We start from the raw sequence: 19,846 nt of genomic DNA, 5'->3' as shown, positions 1-19,846 counted from the left end.
GGCGTCACCCGAAGTAGCGCTGCGCGAGCTGGGAGGCGGCCTCGCGGTCGACCCGGCTCATGCGGTTCATGAAGCCCTGGCGCAGGCCGGCCGAGTAGTCGGCGCCGCGCATCACGCCGAGCCGGCCCGCGGTGATGAGCTCGCGGGGCGAGATCGTCATGCCGATCCGGCCGCCCTTGAACGCCTCGCGGATGTCGTTGGCGAACTTCACCAGCTTCGCCGCGTCGTCCTTCTTCACGCGCGCCTGGCTGACGATGACGGCCGTCTCCACGTCGGGCTCCATGTAGGGGACCTCCTCGACGATGTGCATGCGGGAGTAGTTCGCGGCGTTCTGGATCTGGGTGCCCTGGTAGAGGCCCGTCTCGTCGCCGCCGCCGTTGGTGTTGCCGGTCGCCACGAAGCGGAAGTTCTTGTGCGGGCGGATCACGCGCATGTCTGGCGGCGCGTCCTTGATGAACAGCGCCTTGCCCTCGAGGATCGGCTGGTAGACCGACAGGACCGAGGGGAGGGCGAAGTCATACTCGTCGGCGCAGTAGACGTAGCCGTTGAGCATGGCGATCGTGAGCGGGCCGGGCTGGAACACGGTCTCGGTGGAGAGCACCGCGACGTCCTCGCCGGTCGTCTGGTTCTTCGTGACGCGCTCGACCGCCTGGACGACATACTGCCCGACGATGTGCGCCTCTTCGGTGTTGGCGGTGTGCTGGACCCGCATGAACGGCCGCTTGGTGCGGGCGCAGACTTGCTCGAAGGCGGTGGTCTTGCCGGTGCCGTGGAAGCCCCAGAAGTAGACGTTCATGCCCATCTCGAGGCCCATGAGCGCCGTCTTCACCAGGTCGAGGTTGAACACGTAGTTCGGGTCGATGTCCGGCACGAGGGCGAGCGCCTCGGCGTCGTGCCCCTTCATCACCGAGATCAGGATCGGCTCGCCGCGCTTATTCTTGGTCGCGGGCACGTCGCCGGTCTCGAACACGGCCGCCAGCGGCATTTTGTCCACGAGCTGGGTGACGGCGCCGTCCTCGGCGGCCTTCTTCTGCTCCACGAGGCGCTCCTTCTGACGCTTCTCGGCGGCCGGCGACAGCAGCGGCGCGTCGGGGTAGGTGGCGCGGTAGCGCTCCACCGTCCATTCGGGGTGGTGCGTCTTCAGGTGCGCCTGGATGACATGGACGCGGGCCCCGTCGAGCAGGCACTCGATCTTGCCGTCGGACAGGGCTGCGGGGGCGGGCGTGTTCATCTGGTGGAACTCTCCTGGGTTGTGCGCTGGGTGCGCTCTCTGTGTGCGAGTCAGTTATCGCTGATCTCGTCGCGGGACACAAGTCAGTCCTGACTTATTTTCTAAGTCGGCAGCGAGCCTGATCGCTCGCTTTAGAAAGTGTCGATCAGCCTCACACCGTCTCATACTCAGCACGACTTAAGGCCGGTCGTGCAGCAGGTTTTGCACCTTTGATAAGTCTCGCCAATTTGTCTTTCAATTCGTCCGCTGAGTATAAGCTTTTAGAAAATTTTCTTACCTTGCGATCGAGGACACCAATAAGTCCGTATGAATTATTCGTATTTTGCGCTATGATGTCAGCCTCGACATTGCTGCTAAACTGTGACAATGGAACGGACCAAGATATTTTAGGGCCATTGTCGCGTAAGTTATCTATGATGCAATACAGCTTTTTATCAGATACAATAAACCATGTATGCTGCCTCATCGTTTCGAATATCATGATCTCACAGCCCGGTCGAAACAATTCGCCCGGATTCTTTGATTTGAGCTGTGACACGATCATGTCACGAGCTACGAAGCGCCGACTGGAGTCGCTGTCAGACGACGTTGTAAAAAGATCAGCAAATAAGGCCATCACAGATCCTCCGCGCTTTCATCGGGATCTTCATCGCCAGCCTCTGCCTCTTTTGTGTTGAAGAAGGCTGTCAGAAAAGCAGGCCAAGCGATACCTACTGCAACGCTTGCCGCTCGTGTGGGCTGCAATAAATCCAAAAAGAAACCGAGCAAGCCCACTATCGCGGCTGTGAGAGGGACCGCGAGTAGAAGGCCAGGTTTTCCTCTAGGCCCGTAGGCGACCTTAAATATCGATCTATGCCTAATATATTTTACGCAAAATTCTAAGACCACAAAAAGGAATCCAAAAGATAGGCAAGTCAAAGAAAAAGCGAATGGGCCGGTCAAATCACCTTCCGCGTTAATCCTGCCTTTTGTCAGTATTGCGTATGACAATTTAATTGTCTCAATGACATTTTCGGGCATCGCCGCAAAGTATGTTGCGACGGCATCGAGGGCGCTCGTATGTTGCTGCGGTGTAAGCGCGACGTCGGCTTCCAAAACACATCACCCAGTTCCATCCGGTGACATCATTACGCTCAGGGTTGGTAAAGAGTCGACCATGACAACACGCCACCATATCGGCAAAAGCTGGCGTTGGTAAGGCCCGTGCCTGCGTCCTAATCAAGCAGGATCCGCTTGAGCTCGCCCATGACGCACTTCGGCAGGTCGGCCGCGTTGTTCAGGAGCGCGAACTTCGGGAAGTAGTGCCGCGGGGCGTCGGTCAGGATGCCGATCCCGACCGTCTCGATGCCGCGGGCCTCGACCGCCTTCACCGTGTCCTTGAGGTGCCGGCGCAGCGCGGGCACGTCGCCGTCGGCGACCGGGTTGCCGTCGGACAGCACCAAGAGGACCTTGCGGGTCTCCTTGCGCCGCAGCAGGCGGTAGGCGGCGTATTCGAGGCTCTCGCCGTCGACGTTCGAGCCCATGAAGTCCTGGTGTGGGGCGGCCGCGAACCGGCGCTTGATCTCGGAGGTCAGCCGCTCGTCGAAGCCCTTGTAGACGGGCATGTAGATCGGCTCGTAGCGGGTGTAGGGGATCCCCGACGCGGTCGCGGCCTCGCGCGCCTCCTGGATCTCCTTGCCCCAGGGGTGCCACTTCGTGGTGAAGCCCATCACCTCGTGCTGGATCCCGACGCGCTCGAGGGTGGTCGAGAGCGCGTAGCCCGCCTCCATCGCGGTCTGGACCTTGATGCCTTCCATCGACCCGGAGTTGTCGATCAGGAGGCCGACGGCGACGTCCTTGCTCTCGTTGACGTGGAGCCGGCGGAACACGCGGTCGTCGCCCGCGGCCAAGCGGTGCAGGCCGGCCGTGTGCAGGCGGCCCGAGCGGAAGCCCGGGACCTTCACGCTCTGCGAGCGCGCGGCCATCATGCGCTGGATCTCCTTCTGCATCACGCCGACCGACTGGCGCGTGCGGTCGTCGAGCGCCGTCAGCCAGGCGTCCTGGTAGTTGGCCATGTCCGTCGGGAACGGCTCGATGACGTCGAAGTCCTTGGTGTAGATGCGGTAGGCGGCGCTCGCGGTCATGTCGCGGGCCTCCTCGCCGATCTTGGCGGCGATCGCGTCGTCGTAGTCGACGGCGCCACCGACCAGCAGGACCGGGCCGCCGGCGTTCGGGTCGTCGTTGCCCTCGCCCTCGGCGTCCTCGTCGTGCTGCTCTACCGGACCCTGGTCGCCGGCATCGTCCTCTTCGCCCGGCTCAGCGCCGCCCGCTGCGCCGCCTTCACCGTCCTGAGCCTCCCCATCAGCCTCATCCGATCCATCGCCTTCCGCTCCGTCGGACTCCGCGGCTTCACCAGGCTCATCGTCGCCGTGATCGTCCGCATCATCGTGCTCACCGGAAGCGCCGGAGGCTCCGACCTCGCCTTCCTCCTCGCCACGATCTCCTTCCTGATTGTCGCCAGCCTCCTCGGGCGAACCGGCAGCATCGTCCTCAGACGCAGGCTCCTCGCCTTCAGCGGCATCATCGCCATCATCGGAGGCGCCATCGCCCGGCTCGCCGGTATCGTCCTGGTCGTCGGGCTCGCCTTCGCCGGAGGCGCCTTCACCGGGCTCGTCGTCCTCGGTCTCGGGTGCCTCGTCTCCACCAGCCGCATCGCCCGCAGCGTCAGCATCCTGCTCCTCCTCGCCGGCCTCGTCCTCGTCGGCGTCCTCGCTCTCGCCGGGCTTGCCGGCGTCGGACTGCTCCTCCTCGGGCTGCTCGTCCTTCGGCTCCTCGGCCGGACCCTTGCCCTCATCCTCGGGCGTCTCGCCCTCGCCGCCGTTCTCGCCCTGCGGCTCGTTCTCCTGCTCCTCAGGCTGCTCCTCATCCTCGCTCGGGGGCGGGGGAGGGGGCGGCGCGGGCATCTTGGGAGCGGGCGGGGGCGGCGGCGCCTTCAGGGCCTCGCTGACGCGCTTGGCGAGCTCGAAGCACTCCCAGGTGCTCTTGAGCTTGGCGACCTCACCGATGAACGGCGCGAGGCGCTTGAACTTGGGGCCGAGCTCCGGGTGGGCGTCGAACTGCCCGGCCGCGATGAAGTCCTGGAACAGCCGCTGGCCGGAGTAGGCGCGGAAGGCGGGAACGAACAGCGCCGAGAAGGCGGTGTCGACGTCGCCCTTGGCCAGCGCTGCCGTGTAGACCGGCGTGGTGATGTCGGAGAGGAAGAACTTGTGGAGCTGCTCGAGGTTGTAGCCCGAGCCCGCGAAGCGCCGGGCCATCTGGCGCTCGATGAAGGTGTCCTCCAGCGTGTTCCAGACCGCGCGCAGGAAGGGGAAGTCCTTCTGCACCTTGTCGATCGCCGCGTGGACCGAGAAGTCGGTCTCCAGGATGTGGGCGACCTCGTGGTCGATGAAGCCTTGGATCGCGAGGATCAGCTCCTTGGTCGCGTTGTCCGGCAGGTAGGGGATGTTGACCACCTCGGGCTTGTGGGTCGCCCGATTGGTGCCCACGAACGCCTTGGTGCCGCGCTGCGTGACCTTCAGGCCCATGCCGGCGAGGAGCTGGGTGACTTTCACCACAACCTCTCGCAGGATCCTCACTTCGTCGTTCATCAATCTTACCTCTAAGTCAGTAGTGACTTACTACTGTATAGACGACGAATATCGGCTACGCGAATGGAATAATCGAGGCAGATGAGTCCGAGATCATGATGATGCAGCGGCCGTAGACTGGATGAACACCGCTGTGGAGTTCGGTCGAGCCGACGGTGGTGAAGTTCTGTTCGCGAAGGAGCGCGACCTGTTCCAGGGCGTCGACCTGATCCATCTTGTAGATCACCGGATTGAACTGCTCGGCCGTGATCTCGATCGCCGGCGGCGTGGGGATCAGGAGCAGGGTGTCATTGGGCGTCTTCATGGCTTCGGTTTGTTCCCCGATTTATAAGTCATCGCTGACTTGCTTGGTGTGTCAAAAATAGAGCCACCCCTTCTGGGCGGCGTGGTTCGTTTTCCGATCTACACGCCCGGACCGGGCGCGCTGTTGATGGGCTTAAAGCGACTTCGGGACCGGGGAGACGCCGCGGCGCTCCTTGACCCTGAAGACGTCCGAGACGGCTTCGAGCTGCTCGTCCGTCGGGTCGACATCGCCGCCGGTCGCTGTCCGGATCGCGTTCACGATCTTCATCTCCCCGGCCGAGACCGAGTTGGGGAAGATCTTCTCGATTTCCGAGGCAGATATCGGCATGTCGGGCTGTTGGGCGGCCAGACGGAAGAAGAAGCTCGGATCGCAGCGCAACGCCTTGGCCAACGCGAGGGCCTTATTCAGAGGCACCTTCGTCTCGCCGCGCTTGAACATGGAAAGAATGTTCGGCTTGTCGTAGCCTGCGGCTAAGGCGATTTCGCGCTGGTTGATACCTAGATCACCAAGATTGTCGATCTGGTTTCTCAGATAGACAGCCATCGTGGTGTTTTCATAGGGGCGCTGAACTGGCTTCGTCGTCAAATCTCGTCTCCTGAACTGCTATGGTTGATTGAATAGGGTGCATGTGTGATCGCTTCGGTTTCGATTTCTCTACGCTCTAGCGATCTCGATATAGCAGCTCGAGTTTGGGTTGCGATGCGGGTCTTGCGCGGCATTCTATCAACCCGCGTTTTGAGGATAAGTCAACACTGACTTAGATCGTTCCGTCTAAATTTTCTGTTACACACTACGCATAGCGCAGCGGCCACGCTTGGGGTAAGCGACTCGTAGCGCCCAGTGGTGTAGGGTGGCCCAACATCGGCCCCGAATCAAATTGCCATCTGGGGTTGTTAAGATTTTACCAAAGGTTGTTTCACTTGCGGTTGCAAGGTTGTCAGATCCGCATGGCTCGCGCGGCCCTGCGGTTGTCGCTTACTGAATTGGCCGAGTGCTCAGGTGTCAGTGAAAAAACCATACGACGATGCGAAGCAGTAGACGGTCAGCCGCGGGTAGCGGACACTTCCCTGGAGCTGATCGGCCGCGCGCTCAACGATCGAGGCGTCCGCTTCATGGAAGGCCGAGGCCGGCGCTGGGGACCAGGCGTCATCCTGGACTGGAACCCCGAGAAGGGGACGCGCGCCGAGGTTCACAAGCTCATAGAGGAGTCGGGCGATCCCGAGGCCGGCGGCGCGAAGCTCCAGTGGCCTCCGCTCCCTAAACCGAAGTTCGGGCCCATTCGTTAACGACTAGGTGCGCAGTCCTAAAATTCCGCGTCTGACGCATTATGGAACCCGATTTTCGGGTTTGACAGGCCCGATATTCCCTGGCTTCCTCTGCAATCGCAGTCACATAGTGCGGAAGGGGCGTTAGGTTCCATAATTGAGCTTATGCGAATGGGGCGCCCTGAAACGAGAAAGGCCGGCACGCGAATGAGGGGTTCACCTCGCGGCCGGCCTTCCTGAAGCGTTCTGGGCACGGTCGAAGAGCCCGAACGCCCTCAGAGAACCACGCCACGGCATAGCTTGTCCAGCCCTCGGGCATGGCGTTCGTCCGCGCGAACACCAACCCTTCCCGCGGGTTCCAACCCGGGCCCGAAGATAAATCACTGCTGACTTCTCTTGCATCCCCGGTCCATTTTCCGGTAGCCCTTGCGTGGGCTGACAGAATCGGTCCACGACTCGTAACGCGCTACGAGTCGCGCCACACAGGAGGATGCTGATGCCCAACATGGCGTCTCAAGCCCGGGTCAAACGCTTGCGCGAGCAGCGAAAGGCCTCTGGCGAGGTCGAGACGAACGTGTGGGTGCCGGCCCACCTGCGGACGGCGATCGATAGGGCCGTTGAGGCGGGCAAGTTCCCGAACCGGCGACTGGCGATCGTCCACGCGCTCGAAGCGACGTTCTCGGAGACCAAGCAGATGTAACCGGCAAAGCAAAAGGCCCCACGGCTGGGGAGCCGTAGGGCCTTTGGATCTTCATTGCGGTCTGGGAGGACCGCAACAAACTGATTCGCACCCCGTTTGTAGCCCCCTCCCTCACCGCCGTCAATGACACCCTCTCGGGTGAACGATCCCGCTTTGCCTCCAGGAGGAGGTGGAAGGTGGAGACGGTTCATTCCGGTGGCCGGCCGCTCACGCGCGCCGCGCTCGCCGGTCGGAGACGTGCGCTCGAGGACGGGCGAACGATCTCCCGCAAGGAGCTCGCGGCCGCCGGCCGGGACGCGGCCAAGGCCTTGCGCCTGCGCCCTGCCCTGCGCGCGATCCTGTCGGCGCTCTGTGCCGTGTGGGGCGAGCAGGAGTGGGAGCGCCTGGTGGTGTGGCCCTCGAACGAGCACCTGTGCGGGATGACAGGCCTGTCCGAGCGCGCACTGCGCTACGGGCTGCGCGACCTCGTTGCCCTGGAGCTCGTCACGCCCCGCGACAGCGCGAACGGGAAACGCTTCGCTGTGCGCGCCCCGGGCGGGGCGATCATCGACGCTTTCGGGTTCGACCTGACGCCAATCGTGGCGCGAAAGGGCGAATGGGCGAATGCGCTCATGGAGGCGACCGCGAGAGATGACCACCGGCGGCGTTCGTTCGAGCTTTTGACCGTCCGACGCCGGGCGGTAGCCGAGGCGCTCCACGGCCTTCTAATGCGATTTCCCCAGATCGAGGTCGGCGATCTGCTCGCTGCACGCGAGTCCCTGGAGCTCGATACACCCCGGAGGCGAGCGGCCGGCACCGACCCGGACCTGGTGCTCGAGGCCTGGGGAGAGCTGCAGGTCATGGCAGAGGAACGCTTCTATCAAGCCGCCTCTGCCGGCAATTCCGGCCGGCACATAGAACAAGACCCCGATACTCCTACCGATCCTTGTGCAAACGGCTCTCGAGAGGAGCCTGGGCCGATCCGTCTGCCCGACGCCGAACTCGTCGCGGCCGCCTGTCCTGTCGCGGCCGAGATGGTTGCGAATCTCAAGACCGCGGCGGACGTCATCGAGGCCGGGCGCCTGATGCGGGGCGGGATCGGGGCACACCCGTCGGCCTGGTCGGAGGCGTGCGAATCTCTCGGCGCCTTCCGCGCCGCCTGCCTGGTGCTGATCGTCGCCCAGCTCCACGACGATGAGACGCGCCGCGGAGAGATTCGCATCAAGAACCCGGGCGGCTACTTCCGGCAGCTCGTGCGTTTGATGGCAGAGGGGCGCTACGGGCTCGAGGCCGAGCTCATGGCAATGCGTAGAAGGAAGATGACGTGAGCAGGGATGCAGAAATGTCGGGGATCTATCTCCGGCTCGACAAGCTAGAGAGGAAGGCCGAGGCGCAGGAGCGGGCTATTCAGCTCATGGCCTACTATGCCGAGAACGCTGATCCCGGCTTCAAAGTCTACGTCATGGACAGGATCAAGGAGTGGAACGACAGCAGCGAGAGCAATGAGCGCACGAGCGACGACGATAAGGATCGAGCTCGGGACAAGCACGAGGCGATGCTCAAGCTGCTTCTGCCCCGCAAGCCGCCGGCGCTGGCGGAGCTATGAAAAAGGCGGCCGGCGGCCGCCTTGAGATTCGCATCAGGCCCGGGGTCAGCGACCCCGGAGCCGTTTGAAGATGGAGCGCAGGTGCCCCTTGGTCTCCAGGGGATCCTCGTCGATGCCCATCAGCAGGGGCGGATCGTCCCGGTGCAGCGCCTCGGCGATCTCGCCGGGCTTGCGGCCGATCAGGAAGTTGCCGCAGGCGAGCTCGGACTGGGCGGCCGGCGGCAATGCCTTCACGATGTGCGTCCACACTGGACCCTGCGGGTCGAGCGACACGACCTCGTGGATCTTCATCTTGGCGACGCGCTTACGCTCGGCCTCGGGTAGCCGGTAGAGAAGCATCTGGAGGATCCAGCGCACAGTGAATGCTGCCGTCTGGTGATCCCCGGTGAAGGCATCGACGACCTCGAAGCCCTTGTCCTGGAAGATCGTGGTCAGACCCTCGCGCGTTGCGTTGAAGAAGTGGCTCGGGTAGCCGTGGACCGGTTGGAGGAAGGGCCAGTCGATCATGACCCAGCCGCCCGGCTTGAGCATCCGGTGCATCTCCTGGATCACCTGCCAGGGCTTGGGGACATGCTCGAGGACGGCGAAACAGCCGATGCCGTAGAGCGACTGGTCCTTGATTGGGTAGAAGCCCGTCGGGTCGACAATCAGGTCAGCCGAGTTGGACGGGTAGACCTCGAGGTAGAGGCAGTTGTCGTAGGTTTTCTCCCGTAGGCCGCAGCCGAGATCCAGGAACAACTCGTCCGGGTGCTGCTGAATCATATGGTCGAACTGGGCGACGTTCGCGCCCGCGCTCTCGGACTGATACTGGCTTAGATCGAAATGCCGATCGCCGGCGATAATCGGGAAGGCGCCACTCGGGTGCTCGTCGAGCGGCGACTGGAAGATGCGCCGGAACCGGTCGTATTTCTCACGCCCGTCCATGCTCATCTCCTCCGCAGCCGGCTGAGGAGACCCTGCGGCCGGGGTGCGGGCGCTGCCGGCTCGGGAGCCGCGGCGTAGTCCTGGCGCCAAGGATCGATGAGCGAGGACGCGTCGAAGGTGCGTGCGGCCTCGGTTCCGCGCCGGATCGCAATGATCGAGGGCCGGGTCGCGGTCACTGTGCCGGAGGCGTCGTCGTGATGATCGGCGTGGGTCAGGGTGTAGTGGACATCGAAGCCGAGGTTGTCGAAGATCTTGTTGTAGAGCCCGCGCGAGAGGTGCCACCAGACGTAGTTGATCTGTGGGTTGTCGAGCGGCGTGATCGGCCGCATCGTCAGGTCGTCCAGGGGTGTGACGTCCGTGAAGGGGATGAGCACCGCCTCACGCGCGAGCCGGGCCCAGGCGCCGATGGCATAGACCGGGTCGGACAGGTGTTCGACGATGGCGCCGGCCATCACGACGTCGAACATCTGCTCGGGCCACTCGTAGAGTTCGGCCATCGGCGCGTAGACACAGCGCGCGCGGCTGCCGAACTTGTGCCAGGCGTGCCACCAGGAGTTCTTGATGGGCACGAGGTTCTCGCGCTCCCACATTGCCCGGTAGCCGTGGATGTCCTTGTAGGAGAGGCTGTCGGCGAACGGGAAGTGCCGGAACTCGTGGGTCGAGGAGGCGTCGAGGCCTGTGACCGCCGCGCCGGCCTGCTCGGCGTGGAACGCGAGGTAGCCAGAGGCCGTGCCAACATCAAGCACTGACTTACTTTTTAGGTCGTAGCCTCCGATGTAGGTGGCGAAATTTTCGATCGTCCAGGACCCCTTCACGCGCTCGAGGCCGGGGAAGACCATCGAGTGATACCAGTAGCACCGGGCGGTCGGGTCGAACGGGCGCGGCGTCTCATAGCGCGGCACGTCTCCACTCATGGTTTAATCCTCCTGTCTGCGTTTTGTGTGCATACAAGTAGATAAAACGTAAAAAATTGATTGTCTCGCCGCAACCGATAGGTGTGCTAGGGCATCGCTCGGTATAAAATGGAATACTCCAACTAAAGTTGTGGTATCTCCTGGGATGTTGGAAGAACGGCCAGTTTTCTGTAATTTTCTCCCGAAAGTTGCAAAAAAGGGGCGACCCCAGGAGAGAGGCCGCCCCGCACACACACAGAAAGGAAACCCGATCACTTCGGTCCCACCCGACGGTTCTACGGGTCCCCTATCGGTAAGTCAACGCTGACTTACCGATTAGGCTGCGACCCGCAGGGCCTCATCCTTGTCGTCCCGGAAACGGATGAACCGCGGGTGGCGCAGCGATCCGTCGGGCGTGACCTCGTGAAATTCGACCTCGCACAGCCGGTGCGCGACGGTGAACATGCGCTTCACGATCCCCTTCTCGGTGAAGGGCTCGCCGGCGTGAATGGTCAGGGCCTCGGCACCGAGCTCCTCGAGCTGCTTGTGGCTGTAGCCGCCGCCCACGCTCACGGTCACGCCCTCGTGGTTGACGATGTAGCCCGCGAACTTACCCTCGAGCCGGGTGCCGGGCTTGCCCTCGAACCAGCCGACGATGCGCAGGTCCTTGGTCTCCTCGGCCTTGATCTTCATCCAGAGGTGGCCCTTCTTCTTCACGTAGTGGCCGTCCCAGGGCTTCACCATCGCACCCTCGAGCCCGTTGGCCCGATGCTCGGCGTAGATGGCCTGGATCTCCTCGTGGGAGCTCGCCTCACGCAGGTCCGTCACCTTGATCGGGGCGCCCTCGGGCGCGCAGCGCACGACGAACTCCAGCACCTTGCGCCGGATCTTGAGCGGGACCTTCCACTCGATCTGGCCGGTGTCGCGCATGACGGCGTAGGGCACGATGTCGAACACGTTCAGGATCGTGTCGGTGGCCTCCTCGTCCTTGCGGCGCAGATCGCCCGAGGTGGTCGCGTAGGAGCCGGACACCGCCTCGCCGTCGATCGCCGCCGATGGGCCGGCGTCGCCGCCCAGGACGTCCCAGATGAACCGGCGCACCTTGTCGGTCATCCCCGGGCAGCTCTCGGCGTTCTGGACCTTGGCCCGGGCGTTCTCGACCATCTGGACCAGGTAGGGGCCGGCCCAGTCGAGCTGCGGGAAGTGGTTGCCCACGCGCGAGAACGCCTTCGAGACCCCGGCCGAGACCAGGCTCATGCCCCGGAAGCCGTCGAGCTTGGGCTCGACCGGGACCGGGAACGCCTTGATGCGCTTCTCCTCGTAGGCCTTGGACAGCATCAGGTCGAAGGTCGGCACCGTGTTCGGCAGGACCAGGTTGATCGTCTTCTCGGAGATGCCGCAGCGCAGATCCTTGCGCAGGATCCGCCAGAGGAGCTGCGCGGCCGGCTTGTTGAGCCAGGCGAGCATCTGCTCGACCTCCTCCCGAGCCGCGTTGCCGGTGAGCGTGCGCTTCGCCAAGCGGTCGAGAAGCGACCAGACCTCGGGCGTGTCCATCGTGAAGACGGCCTCGCCGAAGGTGCTGAGCGTCGGCGGCGTGATCCCGAAGGTGACGAACGGATCGTAGGCCAACCGCACGACCCGCTGCACGAGCGGATCGTCGATGTGCTTGCGCAGCAGGTCCTCCTTGGCGTTGCGCGAGCTGGTCGCGGCGATCTCGTCGAGGAGGGTGATGACGTCGTAGGAGTTCACGCGGCCTGGTCCTTCTGCTGCGCTGCGGCCCGGGCGCGGGCCATCTCGAGGAGCGACATGCCCTTGCCGGCAGGCGCCGGTGCGGGCTTCGGGGCGGGCTTGGGCTGCGCAGGGGCGGCCGCAGGCGGCTTCGGGGCCGGGGCGACGGCCTTGGGCGCGGGCGCGGGAGCTGGCGCCTCCTGGGGCGTCTCGCTGGCCTTGGCGACGGCCCGGGTCACGGCGGCCGACAGGTCGCCCGACAGCGCGGCCGCCTTCAGCCCGTCATCACCGGCCGGCGCGGACTCCTCGCGCTTCACCGCGGCGAGCTTCACGCCCGCGGGCTTCTTGGCCGCCCGGGGCTTGCCGGCGCTGGCCGCCTCGTTCGCCGCCCGGATCGCCTCCGCTTCGGCGCCCTCGACCGCGTAGCGGTTGACCGCGTCGTCGCGCACGAGGATCGGGCGCACTGCCTCGAGGATCTCGCCCTTGAGCGGGAGCACCTTCGGCTCGGCCGAGAAGTAGGGATCCTCGCCCGTGCGGATGATCGCCCGGTTGATCCAGTAGACCGGGCACTTCGAGGACATCAGGCAGGCCTGGCAGCCGCGCCGCTCGTCGGGCTTGCGGCCGCGGGCCACCTGCTGCTCGAGCTCCAGGCAGTCGGCCAGCCGCGTCTCGGCCCCGAAGATCGGGCAGACGATCAGGGCCTCGTTCTTCGGCGAGTAGGTCTTGATGAGCGTCATCTACCAGGTCCCCCAGTTCTCGTTGTGGGCGACCTCGTCGGCGACGGACGGTCCGGCCGGCTCCACGAAGTCGGTGAACTTGTGCCGGGGCTGGTAGCCCTTGCGGACGATCTTCCCGTCGCGGTCGAACTCGGGCTGCGGATCGGGGGTGCGCACGCCGGTGGTGTCGGCGCCGGGCGCGATGTGTTCGAGGTTGTCCGGGCCGAGCTTGGACAGGTAGAGGATGCCGAGCTTCTTGCGGAAATCGGCCTCGTCATCGCACTGCACGATGGTGTCCCGGGCCGGGTCGTGCTCGTAGCCGTTCCGCTTCTTGTCGCGGTCCTTGCTCTCGAACTCAGCGACGGCCGCGTCAGAGTGATGGAACGCATCCACCCGCATCTGACCTTCGGCGTTCTTCTTGCCCCAGCGCTGGATGACGACCGCGCGGCCCTCGCCGTTCACGATCAGCACTTGGTGATATTCCTTGGTGCCCTGTCGATGCAGCATCGACTTCTTGCGCAGGGCGATCGGGTAGACCGGCATGGCTCCTCTCTGCTGTGCGTGTGTCTGTCTCTCGCTCGCTGACTATAGCGAGCGCACGTCGGGGTTTCGTGTCACCACTGACTTATTGCGTCAGGCAGTGAGCGGCGCCTTCGCCCGGCGCAGCGCCGTGTAGGGGTTGCGCAGGCGCCATTCGACAGCGAGCCGCGGGCTGTATTCCTGAGCCTGCCAGAGCGCCTTGCGCACGACCTCGGGCTTGGCCTCGTTCGGGTCCTGGTCGAGCGGCAGCAGGGCTATGCGCGCCTTGAGCCCGATCTTGCGGATCGACTCCGCGGCCTTCACGGCGGCGGCGAGCGCGTCGGGCGTCCCGTCCCAGCAGATGATGACCTCCTGGAGCCCGTAGCCCTTGAGCACGAGGAGCTGGCCGAGCTGGTCACGGCCCTCGAGGTCGCCGGTCGACAGGTGCTTGCCGAAGGAGCCGACGGGGACGATGTCGCGCAGCTCGCTCTCACCGTCGATCGCCGCCTTGAGCGAGAACACGTCGAAGGCGCCCTCCCCCATCGCGATCCGGCGCGCCCGCACGGCGTTGTGGCCGTTGTAGAGGAAGCGGCCGGTGCCGGGCAGCGCGGGCGGGAACAGGTATTTCGCGTCCTGGTCGCCGATGATGTCGCGGCCCTGGAAGGTCACGAGCTTGCCGTCGAGGTCGTAGACCGGGATCAGCAGGCGCTGCTCCCACTTCTGGCCGCCCCGGGTGCCGTCGTCCTTCGTCCAGTTCCACCAGCCGCTGTCGCAGTAGCGCAGCCGGAAGTAGGCCGCGAGCTCCACGCCGATCCCGCGGCTCTCGAGGTATTTCAGGTTCTGGCCGTCGGCCGTGGGCAGCGCGAAGCTGTCGGGGAGCTTGATCTCGTCGGGCACCTCGACGGCGGCCGTGATCGTGCGCTTCGGGCGCCAGCCCTGCTCCACGCAGGCCGCCTTGACGTGCTTGAGGGTCTCGCCCCACTTCTTCGCGTCCTTATCGCCGTGCAGGTAGGCGTTAACGAAGGACAGCTTGTTGAAGCGGGTCTCGCACACGAAGCAGTTGCCGATCCCGGACTCGGCGTTGAGGTAGACCCGGTAGCGCCCGTCCCGGCAGTGGTCCTGCGGGCAGTCCTTCACGTTGATCTGCATGCCCGACGAGCCGCGCGTGGGCCCCTTGTAGGCCAGGCCCTCGCGGTCGAACCATTGCTCCAGGTCGAGCTCGTCGGACAGCTCCTGAAAATCGCTCACGGGCGCCTCCAGCCGAGAGACTCGAGGGTCTCCCGCACGCTCCGCGCCTGCTCGAGGAAGCGCCGGCCCGTGACCTTCGGATCCTCGAGCACGCAGTCCCACTGGAAGTTGGCGTTGCGCGCGAGCACGCGCGCCGCGCCGATGTCCTCGTCGGTGAACCCGTCGAGCTGCTGCTCCAGCGGGTAGCCCATGCAGTCCTTGCCCGAGCGGTCGATCATGCGTTGCCCCGGATCTCGCCGCGCGTGGCCGCCTGGATCGCGTGCGCGTCGCTGCCCGAGGCCGGGATCCAGGCCCGGATGTAGGAGCTGGCCCAGACGTCGGCCGGGTAGCGCACCTCGACCTCGAGCACCTGGATCGGCGGCAGCCAGAACCGGCGCCGCTCGACGAACCTGAACCGACCCGTCCTCATGCCGCCCTCCTCTCGTCCTCGTCGTTGAGCTCGATGGCGACGCAGCGCGGCTCCATCACCACCTCGACGGCGTAGCGGCCGGCGATCCGGGCCGGCGCCAGGATCTCGACCACGTAGTCGAAGGCGTCCCAGCTCTCGGGATCGTTCTCGACGTTGGCCTCGATCAGCATCTCGGCGACGTCGGACCCGCGCACGAACTCGGGCAGGTCCACCTCGGCCTGGCTCTCGTAGGGCTCGGGCGGCTGGTAGCGCCGGTCCATCTTGATCTTCTGGCGCGGGCATTCGCGCCAGAGCACGGTGATCTTGGCCATCAGCGGCTCACCCCCAGGACCTTCGAGAGGAACTTCATGCGTGCTCGGTCCTGCTGGATGCGGATCACGACGCCCTCTTCGCCGTTGCGGTGCGCGACGAACTCGATGCGGGCTTCCGAGACCTGCTTCTCCTCGGACGTCGCCGAGATCGCGATCACCACGTCGGCGATGCGGATCTTGTTGAAGTCCTCGGCCACGTCGGTCGCCTTGACGCTGGTTGCCTTGGCGCCGTCGCGGTTCGTCTGCGTGGCCGTGAGCACCGCGGCGTTCTCGCTGAAGGCGATGGCGCGCAGGTCGACCCAGATCGACTTGCTCTCCTGGATCGGATTGTCGTTGCGATGCTCCGCGGCCATGATGTCCGCGTAGTCGACGATGATGAGGTCGAAGACGATCCCGCGGGCGCGGTAGCGCTCGATCAGCCGCCGGAGCTGGCTGCCCTTCATCGTCCCGGTCGGGAACTCGTGGATGATGAACTTGCCGGACTTCTTGGCGGCGAGCTCGACGGCCTCCTGCACCTTGAACGGGTTGTCGTTCAGGCCCTTCATCAGGGTGTCCGACACGTTCGCGTCGAGACGATCCGCGATAATGCGCGAGGCGACCTCGAGGGAGACGTAGAGGACGTTGTAGCCGGCGAAGGCCGCATACTTGCCGAAGTCGGCCAGACCCATCGACTTGCCGCCCTTGGCCGGCGCCATCAGCGCCGAGAGCTCCTTGCGGCCCCAGCCCTTGTGGTAGAGGAGGTCGTCGATCTCCTTGATGCCGGTCGTGATGCCGTCGGGCTTGTAGAGCCCGGCCGCGATCATCTTGCGCCGCTCGGTGCGCTCCTGGATGTGGTCGAAGTAGTCGATGCCGCCCGCGTCCTCGGCCACGCCGACGAGCTTCGCCTGCTCGATGCGGGCGAAGGCCTTGGCGTAGTCGCCCCGGTCCATGTCCGAGACGCTCGCGAGGATCGCCTCCTCGAGCGCCCGGTGCTTGGCGAAGGTCGAGACCTCATCGACCACGAAGTCGCGGTCCGAGATGTCGGAGGTGAGGAGCTCCTTCACCTTCTCCTTGACGTCGGCGACCATGTCCTTGCGGATGGACTTGTTCGCGATGCCATTGGCGATCAGCCTGACAAGTGTGACCTTGTCGGGCAGCATTTTATACTTGGCGAAGTATTCCCCGGTCAGCTTGACCAGGACGGCTTCGGCCTCGTTGACGAAGTAGAAGGGCTGGATCAGCCCATCCGTGCGCTGCGCGAAGACCGGGTCGCGCACCTGGAGCGCGGCGACCTTGGTCTGAAACTCGGCGTCGAACTGGAAGGCGCCCGGGTTCGCGGGGACCGCGTCGTCTTCCTCGACCGTGACGTGCGCGGTCATGGATCAGTCCTCGAGGCAGTAGCCGAGCAGGTTGCCCTTAAAGAAAGTCAGTGCTGACTGATTTCCGATCGCAGCCTTGATGGTGAACTGGTCGGCGGCGACGAGCTTCCCGCGCCGGGTCGTGCCGTCCAGGAGAGCCAGGGTGACGTCCCGGCCGACGCCGGCCTTCAGCTCGTCCTGGTGGTTCCAGGCGCGCGGCTTCATCGGCTGCCGGGGCGCGCCCGGGCCGCGACGCTCGATCACGGGGCGGTTCTGGGGCTTCATCGCGTGTTCTCTCGCTCGTGTTGTGTTGCGTCGCGTCGACTATAGCGAGCGCAGGTCAGGGTTTCTCAGCGGACGTCGTCGATCCGCGACATCACCACGTCGCCCCAGCGCGCGCGGGCCTTCTCCTCCGGGAGCACCTGCTCGTCGTAGATCAGGCCCTTGAGGGCGTGGACGATGTTGGAGCGCTTCGACACCTGGGCGAGCAGCCACTCGTGGTGCGCGTCCTGGATCGGCGAGGCCTGGTAGCGCTCGTTCTTGAAGCGCTCGTCCTTGGCCACGTAGAGGATGCCGCTCTGCCGATCGTTCCAAGTGTCTGAAACCGCGGTCAGCAGGTCGAAGTTATAGAGGTGGGTCGGTCGCGGCAGGTATTCCTTGCGGCACTTGCGCAGGGACCAGTGCATCGCGATGCCGATGTAGAGGTCGTAGGGCATGCACAGCCCGTCGGCCATCTGGCGCGCCTTCCACAGGCCGGCCCGGTCGGTGTTGCGCTTGGCCAGGTCGAACGGATCCTCGGCCTTGATCCCCTTCACGTAGTCGGCCTTGGCCCGGTCGAAGGTCGAGGCATACATCTGCCGGTAGACCCGGCGGTAGGCGTCCGTGAACAGGTAGGTCGCGTGGACCGGGTGCATGAAGCGGTAGTCGAACCACTTCGAGGCCATGAGCCAGCGCTCGGGCTCGACCCATTCGTCGGGCAGCGCGTGCATGATGTCGTGGCAGGCCTCGAGGGGGAGGTCTGTCCCGAAGACGATCTGCTCCCCCTCCCCTGTCGTGTCTTGTCCCGGTGTCATCGTCGACCTTCGCGTGAGCTGCCCGAGGCCGGGCGCGTTGCTGTGCTGCTCACGCTATAGTCGCGCAGCGTCGGGTCTTCTGACCTAGGCGTCAGCGCCGATGAAGCGCCGCAGGCCGGCGTGGTCGGGCTCGTCGTCGTTGACCGGATCGGCGGCCACCGGCCCTTAGCGGATGGTCACTCAATACAGGTAGTCATGAACAATCCTACGTCACAGCCACGCTTGTTCAAGCCAGCGTGCGCTATGACGTAGAAGAACGCGGTGAAGAACAGTGCGCCTGCGAGGACCGCGATTGCTAGCGTCCTAATGGCCGATTTCAGCATCATGGCCCTCAAGCGTTGGGGTCCGCTTCTAATCCTTAGCAGTTACGGTGGTGATAGGTGAGCTGGGGCAGCCATCCAACCCTTGTGATGACGGCGCTCGCCGCGCGCGACAGCCGAGAGATGCCCCTGCGAGAGGTCGTTCTCCCGGCAGAAAGCCTTGAGGTTCGTGACCAGGCGCCTCTGGCCGTCCGGGGCCGTCACGACGTAGGTCCGAGACAGCGAGGCTGCGATGGCCGCCAGATGCGCTGACGAGCGCTTCAGGGCCGACTGGCGGATCCGCTCGATACTCTCCGCGCTGCGCCGGGCTCCGCGGTGGTGAGCCACCCTGGCAGCCTTCTCGGCCGCCGTGTGCTCGCGCGTGGCGATGACGACCTTCTGGGCGGCGAGCGCAGCCTCAGAGAGCACCCTCCCCTTGGCGGCCGCGCGCATCTTGGCGATGGACTCGGGTCGGTGCTTCACGCCGAGGTTCGAGGCCGCGTCGCGGCGCCGATTGTAGAGGCCCTTGGCCCAGAGCCGGTCGATCCACTCCTGCTCGACCTCGATCAGCCGCTCGGGCTCCACGAGCTCGAGGACGAAGAAGCCGAAGGCCTCCTTGCCGTGCTTGTCCCAGGCCCGCTGGAAGTAGGAGTTCTGGTGCGAGCCCCGGGCGAGGTAGGCGCGATGCACGGACCAGCGTCGCGTGATGTGGACGGCACTCCCGATGTAGTGCCGCCCGCTTTCGTGATGGATGATGGCGTAGATGCCACTAAGCCGCGTCGACAATTCCGAGGGTCCTCTTCAGGCCCTGAGTATAGTCGTTGCCGTCATCGTTGTCGGGTGCCGGTTCATCCGCAACTGGATTTTCATACGCGGCCAGCACGTCCTGGCAGAAGCCCGAGCGCACGACGTCCTCGCGGCCGAACCGGATGACCCCGACGCTGCGCACGCGCTCCAGGCGCGAGACGGCGTCCATGAGCCCTGACGGCCCGGGGATGTCCTTCTGGGCCGGGTCGCCGTTGACCACCACGCGGGTGCCCTCGCCGATGCGGGTGAGGAACATCTTCATCTGGCCGGGCGTGGTGTTCTGCGCCTCGTCGAGCAGCACGTCGGCGTCCTTGAGTGTAGAGCCGCGCAGCAGCGCCAGCGGGCGCGCCTCGATCCGCCCTTCCTTGATGAGGTATTCGGTGAAGCCCTTGCCCAGGACGTCCTCGAACGCCTCGCGCACCGGCCGAAAGTAGGGCTCGAACTTCTCGTCCAGCTCGCCGGGCAGGAAGCCGAGGCTCTCGCCGGCCTCGACCGCAGGCCGGGTGATGACCACCCGCTCGATCTCGCCGTCGCGCAGGCGCTCGGCCATGCGGGCGGCGGCGAACCAGGTCTTGCCGGTGCCGGCCGAGCCCAGGGCGATCGTGAGCGTGTTGGAGCTCATCGAGACGTCGAAGCGCGCCTGGGCGGCGTTGAGCGGCTTCACGGGTGCCTGCCGGGGCTTGGCCGGCGCCTGCGGGCGCCGGTTCTCGGCGACGAGTTGAAGAAGCGGACCGTGCTGAGTGCCCTTCCCCTGACGCTTGGCGTCGCGGCGCTGCTTACGGCGGATCGCCTTCTCGGCGGTGTTAGTCGCGGTGCTCATGTCGACTCCAGGGTCGGTGGGGAAAGAGAGCGAGCGCACATAAGTAAGCAC

The 19,846-nt window shown here is 64.9% G+C and carries 23 protein-coding genes; 3 read left to right on the top strand and 20 right to left on the bottom strand.

Annotated features, from left to right (window positions below):
• Window positions 1-4: 4 nt before the first annotated feature.
• The 6 genes from LXM90_RS31320 to LXM90_RS31295 form a co-directional block, all read right to left on the bottom strand.
• On the bottom strand, window positions 5-1,231 hold the full coding sequence (locus LXM90_RS31320; RefSeq protein ID WP_234083394.1) for an AAA family ATPase: 1,227 nt from the start codon (window positions 1,229-1,231) through the stop codon (window positions 5-7).
• A 151-nt stretch (window positions 1,232-1,382) separates the two neighbouring features.
• Window positions 1,383-1,847, bottom strand: coding sequence for a hypothetical protein (locus LXM90_RS31315; RefSeq protein WP_234083393.1), 465 nt, complete (start codon window positions 1,845-1,847; stop codon window positions 1,383-1,385).
• Window positions 1,847-2,326: a hypothetical protein gene (locus tag LXM90_RS31310; protein WP_234083391.1), complete on the bottom strand. Its 480-nt coding sequence runs from the start codon at window positions 2,324-2,326 to the stop codon at window positions 1,847-1,849. The genes LXM90_RS31315 and LXM90_RS31310 overlap by 1 nt, the downstream gene beginning before the upstream one ends.
• A 119-nt stretch (window positions 2,327-2,445) precedes the next feature.
• Window positions 2,446-4,857, bottom strand: a complete 2,412-nt coding sequence (locus LXM90_RS31305) for a cobaltochelatase CobT-related protein (RefSeq protein ID WP_234083390.1) — start codon at window positions 4,855-4,857, stop codon at window positions 2,446-2,448.
• Between the two features lie 55 nt (window positions 4,858-4,912).
• Window positions 4,913-5,161, bottom strand: coding sequence for a hypothetical protein (locus tag LXM90_RS31300; protein WP_234083389.1), 249 nt, complete (start codon window positions 5,159-5,161; stop codon window positions 4,913-4,915).
• A 132-nt stretch (window positions 5,162-5,293) separates the two neighbouring features.
• Window positions 5,294-5,746, bottom strand: coding sequence for a helix-turn-helix domain-containing protein (locus LXM90_RS31295; protein ID WP_234083386.1), 453 nt, complete (start codon window positions 5,744-5,746; stop codon window positions 5,294-5,296).
• A gap of 1,176 nt (window positions 5,747-6,922) precedes the next feature.
• On the opposite strand from LXM90_RS31295, the gene LXM90_RS31290 reads away from it, so the two are divergent.
• The 3 genes from LXM90_RS31290 (at window position 6,923) to LXM90_RS31280 (ending at window position 8,711) form a co-directional block, all read left to right on the top strand.
• A complete protein-coding gene (locus LXM90_RS31290) occupies window positions 6,923-7,126 on the top strand; it encodes a hypothetical protein (RefSeq protein WP_234083385.1) in 204 nt (67 codons plus the stop codon).
• A 176-nt stretch (window positions 7,127-7,302) separates the two neighbouring features.
• On the top strand, window positions 7,303-8,433 hold the full coding sequence (gene repC / locus LXM90_RS31285; RefSeq protein WP_234083384.1) for a replication initiation protein RepC: 1,131 nt from the start codon (window positions 7,303-7,305) through the stop codon (window positions 8,431-8,433).
• Entirely contained in the window at window positions 8,430-8,711 is a 282-nt protein-coding gene (locus tag LXM90_RS31280; RefSeq protein WP_234083382.1) for a hypothetical protein, read from the top strand. The genes repC and LXM90_RS31280 overlap by 4 nt, the downstream gene beginning before the upstream one ends.
• A 45-nt stretch (window positions 8,712-8,756) precedes the next feature.
• Here the strand turns inward: LXM90_RS31280 and LXM90_RS31275 are convergent, their stop codons facing one another.
• From LXM90_RS31275 to LXM90_RS31210, 14 genes are all read right to left on the bottom strand, one after another.
• Window positions 8,757-9,635 (bottom strand): methyltransferase domain-containing protein, encoded by an 879-nt coding sequence (locus tag LXM90_RS31275; protein WP_234083380.1) that lies wholly within the window; start codon window positions 9,633-9,635, stop codon window positions 8,757-8,759.
• Between the two features lie 2 nt (window positions 9,636-9,637).
• Window positions 9,638-10,549, bottom strand: a complete 912-nt coding sequence (locus tag LXM90_RS31270) for a class I SAM-dependent methyltransferase (protein ID WP_234083379.1) — start codon at window positions 10,547-10,549, stop codon at window positions 9,638-9,640.
• Window positions 10,550-10,864: 315 nt separating this feature from the next.
• A complete protein-coding gene (locus tag LXM90_RS31265; protein WP_234083378.1) occupies window positions 10,865-12,277 on the bottom strand; it encodes a hypothetical protein in 1,413 nt (470 codons plus the stop codon).
• Entirely contained in the window at window positions 12,274-12,993 is a 720-nt protein-coding gene (locus tag LXM90_RS31260) for a hypothetical protein (protein ID WP_234083377.1), read from the bottom strand. The genes LXM90_RS31265 and LXM90_RS31260 overlap by 4 nt, the downstream gene beginning before the upstream one ends.
• A complete protein-coding gene (locus LXM90_RS31255; protein ID WP_234083375.1) occupies window positions 12,994-13,515 on the bottom strand; it encodes a WGR domain-containing protein in 522 nt (173 codons plus the stop codon).
• 90 nt (window positions 13,516-13,605) lie between these two features.
• A complete protein-coding gene (locus LXM90_RS31250) occupies window positions 13,606-14,739 on the bottom strand; it encodes a hypothetical protein (protein WP_234083373.1) in 1,134 nt (377 codons plus the stop codon).
• Window positions 14,736-14,957, bottom strand: coding sequence for a hypothetical protein (locus LXM90_RS31245; protein WP_234083372.1), 222 nt, complete (start codon window positions 14,955-14,957; stop codon window positions 14,736-14,738). Before LXM90_RS31245 ends, LXM90_RS31250 begins: the two co-directional genes overlap by 4 nt.
• Window positions 14,954-15,148: a hypothetical protein gene (locus tag LXM90_RS31240; protein ID WP_234083371.1), complete on the bottom strand. Its 195-nt coding sequence runs from the start codon at window positions 15,146-15,148 to the stop codon at window positions 14,954-14,956. Before LXM90_RS31240 ends, LXM90_RS31245 begins: the two co-directional genes overlap by 4 nt.
• The gene (locus LXM90_RS31235) at window positions 15,145-15,459 is read right to left on the bottom strand and encodes a hypothetical protein (protein WP_209651189.1); all 315 of its coding nucleotides are present in this window, start codon (window positions 15,457-15,459) and stop codon (window positions 15,145-15,147) included. Before LXM90_RS31235 ends, LXM90_RS31240 begins: the two co-directional genes overlap by 4 nt.
• A complete protein-coding gene (locus LXM90_RS31230) occupies window positions 15,459-16,817 on the bottom strand; it encodes a DnaB-like helicase C-terminal domain-containing protein (RefSeq protein ID WP_234083370.1) in 1,359 nt (452 codons plus the stop codon). The genes LXM90_RS31235 and LXM90_RS31230 overlap by 1 nt, the downstream gene beginning before the upstream one ends.
• A gap of 3 nt (window positions 16,818-16,820) precedes the next feature.
• Entirely contained in the window at window positions 16,821-17,081 is a 261-nt protein-coding gene (locus tag LXM90_RS31225; RefSeq protein WP_234083368.1) for a hypothetical protein, read from the bottom strand.
• 65 nt (window positions 17,082-17,146) lie between these two features.
• Window positions 17,147-17,869, bottom strand: a complete 723-nt coding sequence (locus tag LXM90_RS31220) for a hypothetical protein (RefSeq protein ID WP_234083366.1) — start codon at window positions 17,867-17,869, stop codon at window positions 17,147-17,149.
• Between the two features lie 365 nt (window positions 17,870-18,234).
• Window positions 18,235-18,954, bottom strand: a complete 720-nt coding sequence (locus LXM90_RS31215) for a GIY-YIG nuclease family protein (RefSeq protein WP_234083365.1) — start codon at window positions 18,952-18,954, stop codon at window positions 18,235-18,237.
• Window positions 18,938-19,795 carry a PhoH family protein gene (locus tag LXM90_RS31210; RefSeq protein WP_234083364.1) on the bottom strand — a complete coding sequence of 286 codons (858 nt, stop codon included), beginning with the start codon at window positions 19,793-19,795 and terminating at the stop codon, window positions 18,938-18,940. The genes LXM90_RS31215 and LXM90_RS31210 overlap by 17 nt, the downstream gene beginning before the upstream one ends.
• Window positions 19,796-19,846: the final 51 nt, after the last annotated feature.

This window comes from Methylobacterium oryzae (assembly GCF_021398735.1).
Lineage (GTDB): Bacteria > Pseudomonadota > Alphaproteobacteria > Rhizobiales > Beijerinckiaceae > Methylobacterium.
This window is presented reverse-complemented; position numbering and strand designations above follow the sequence as displayed.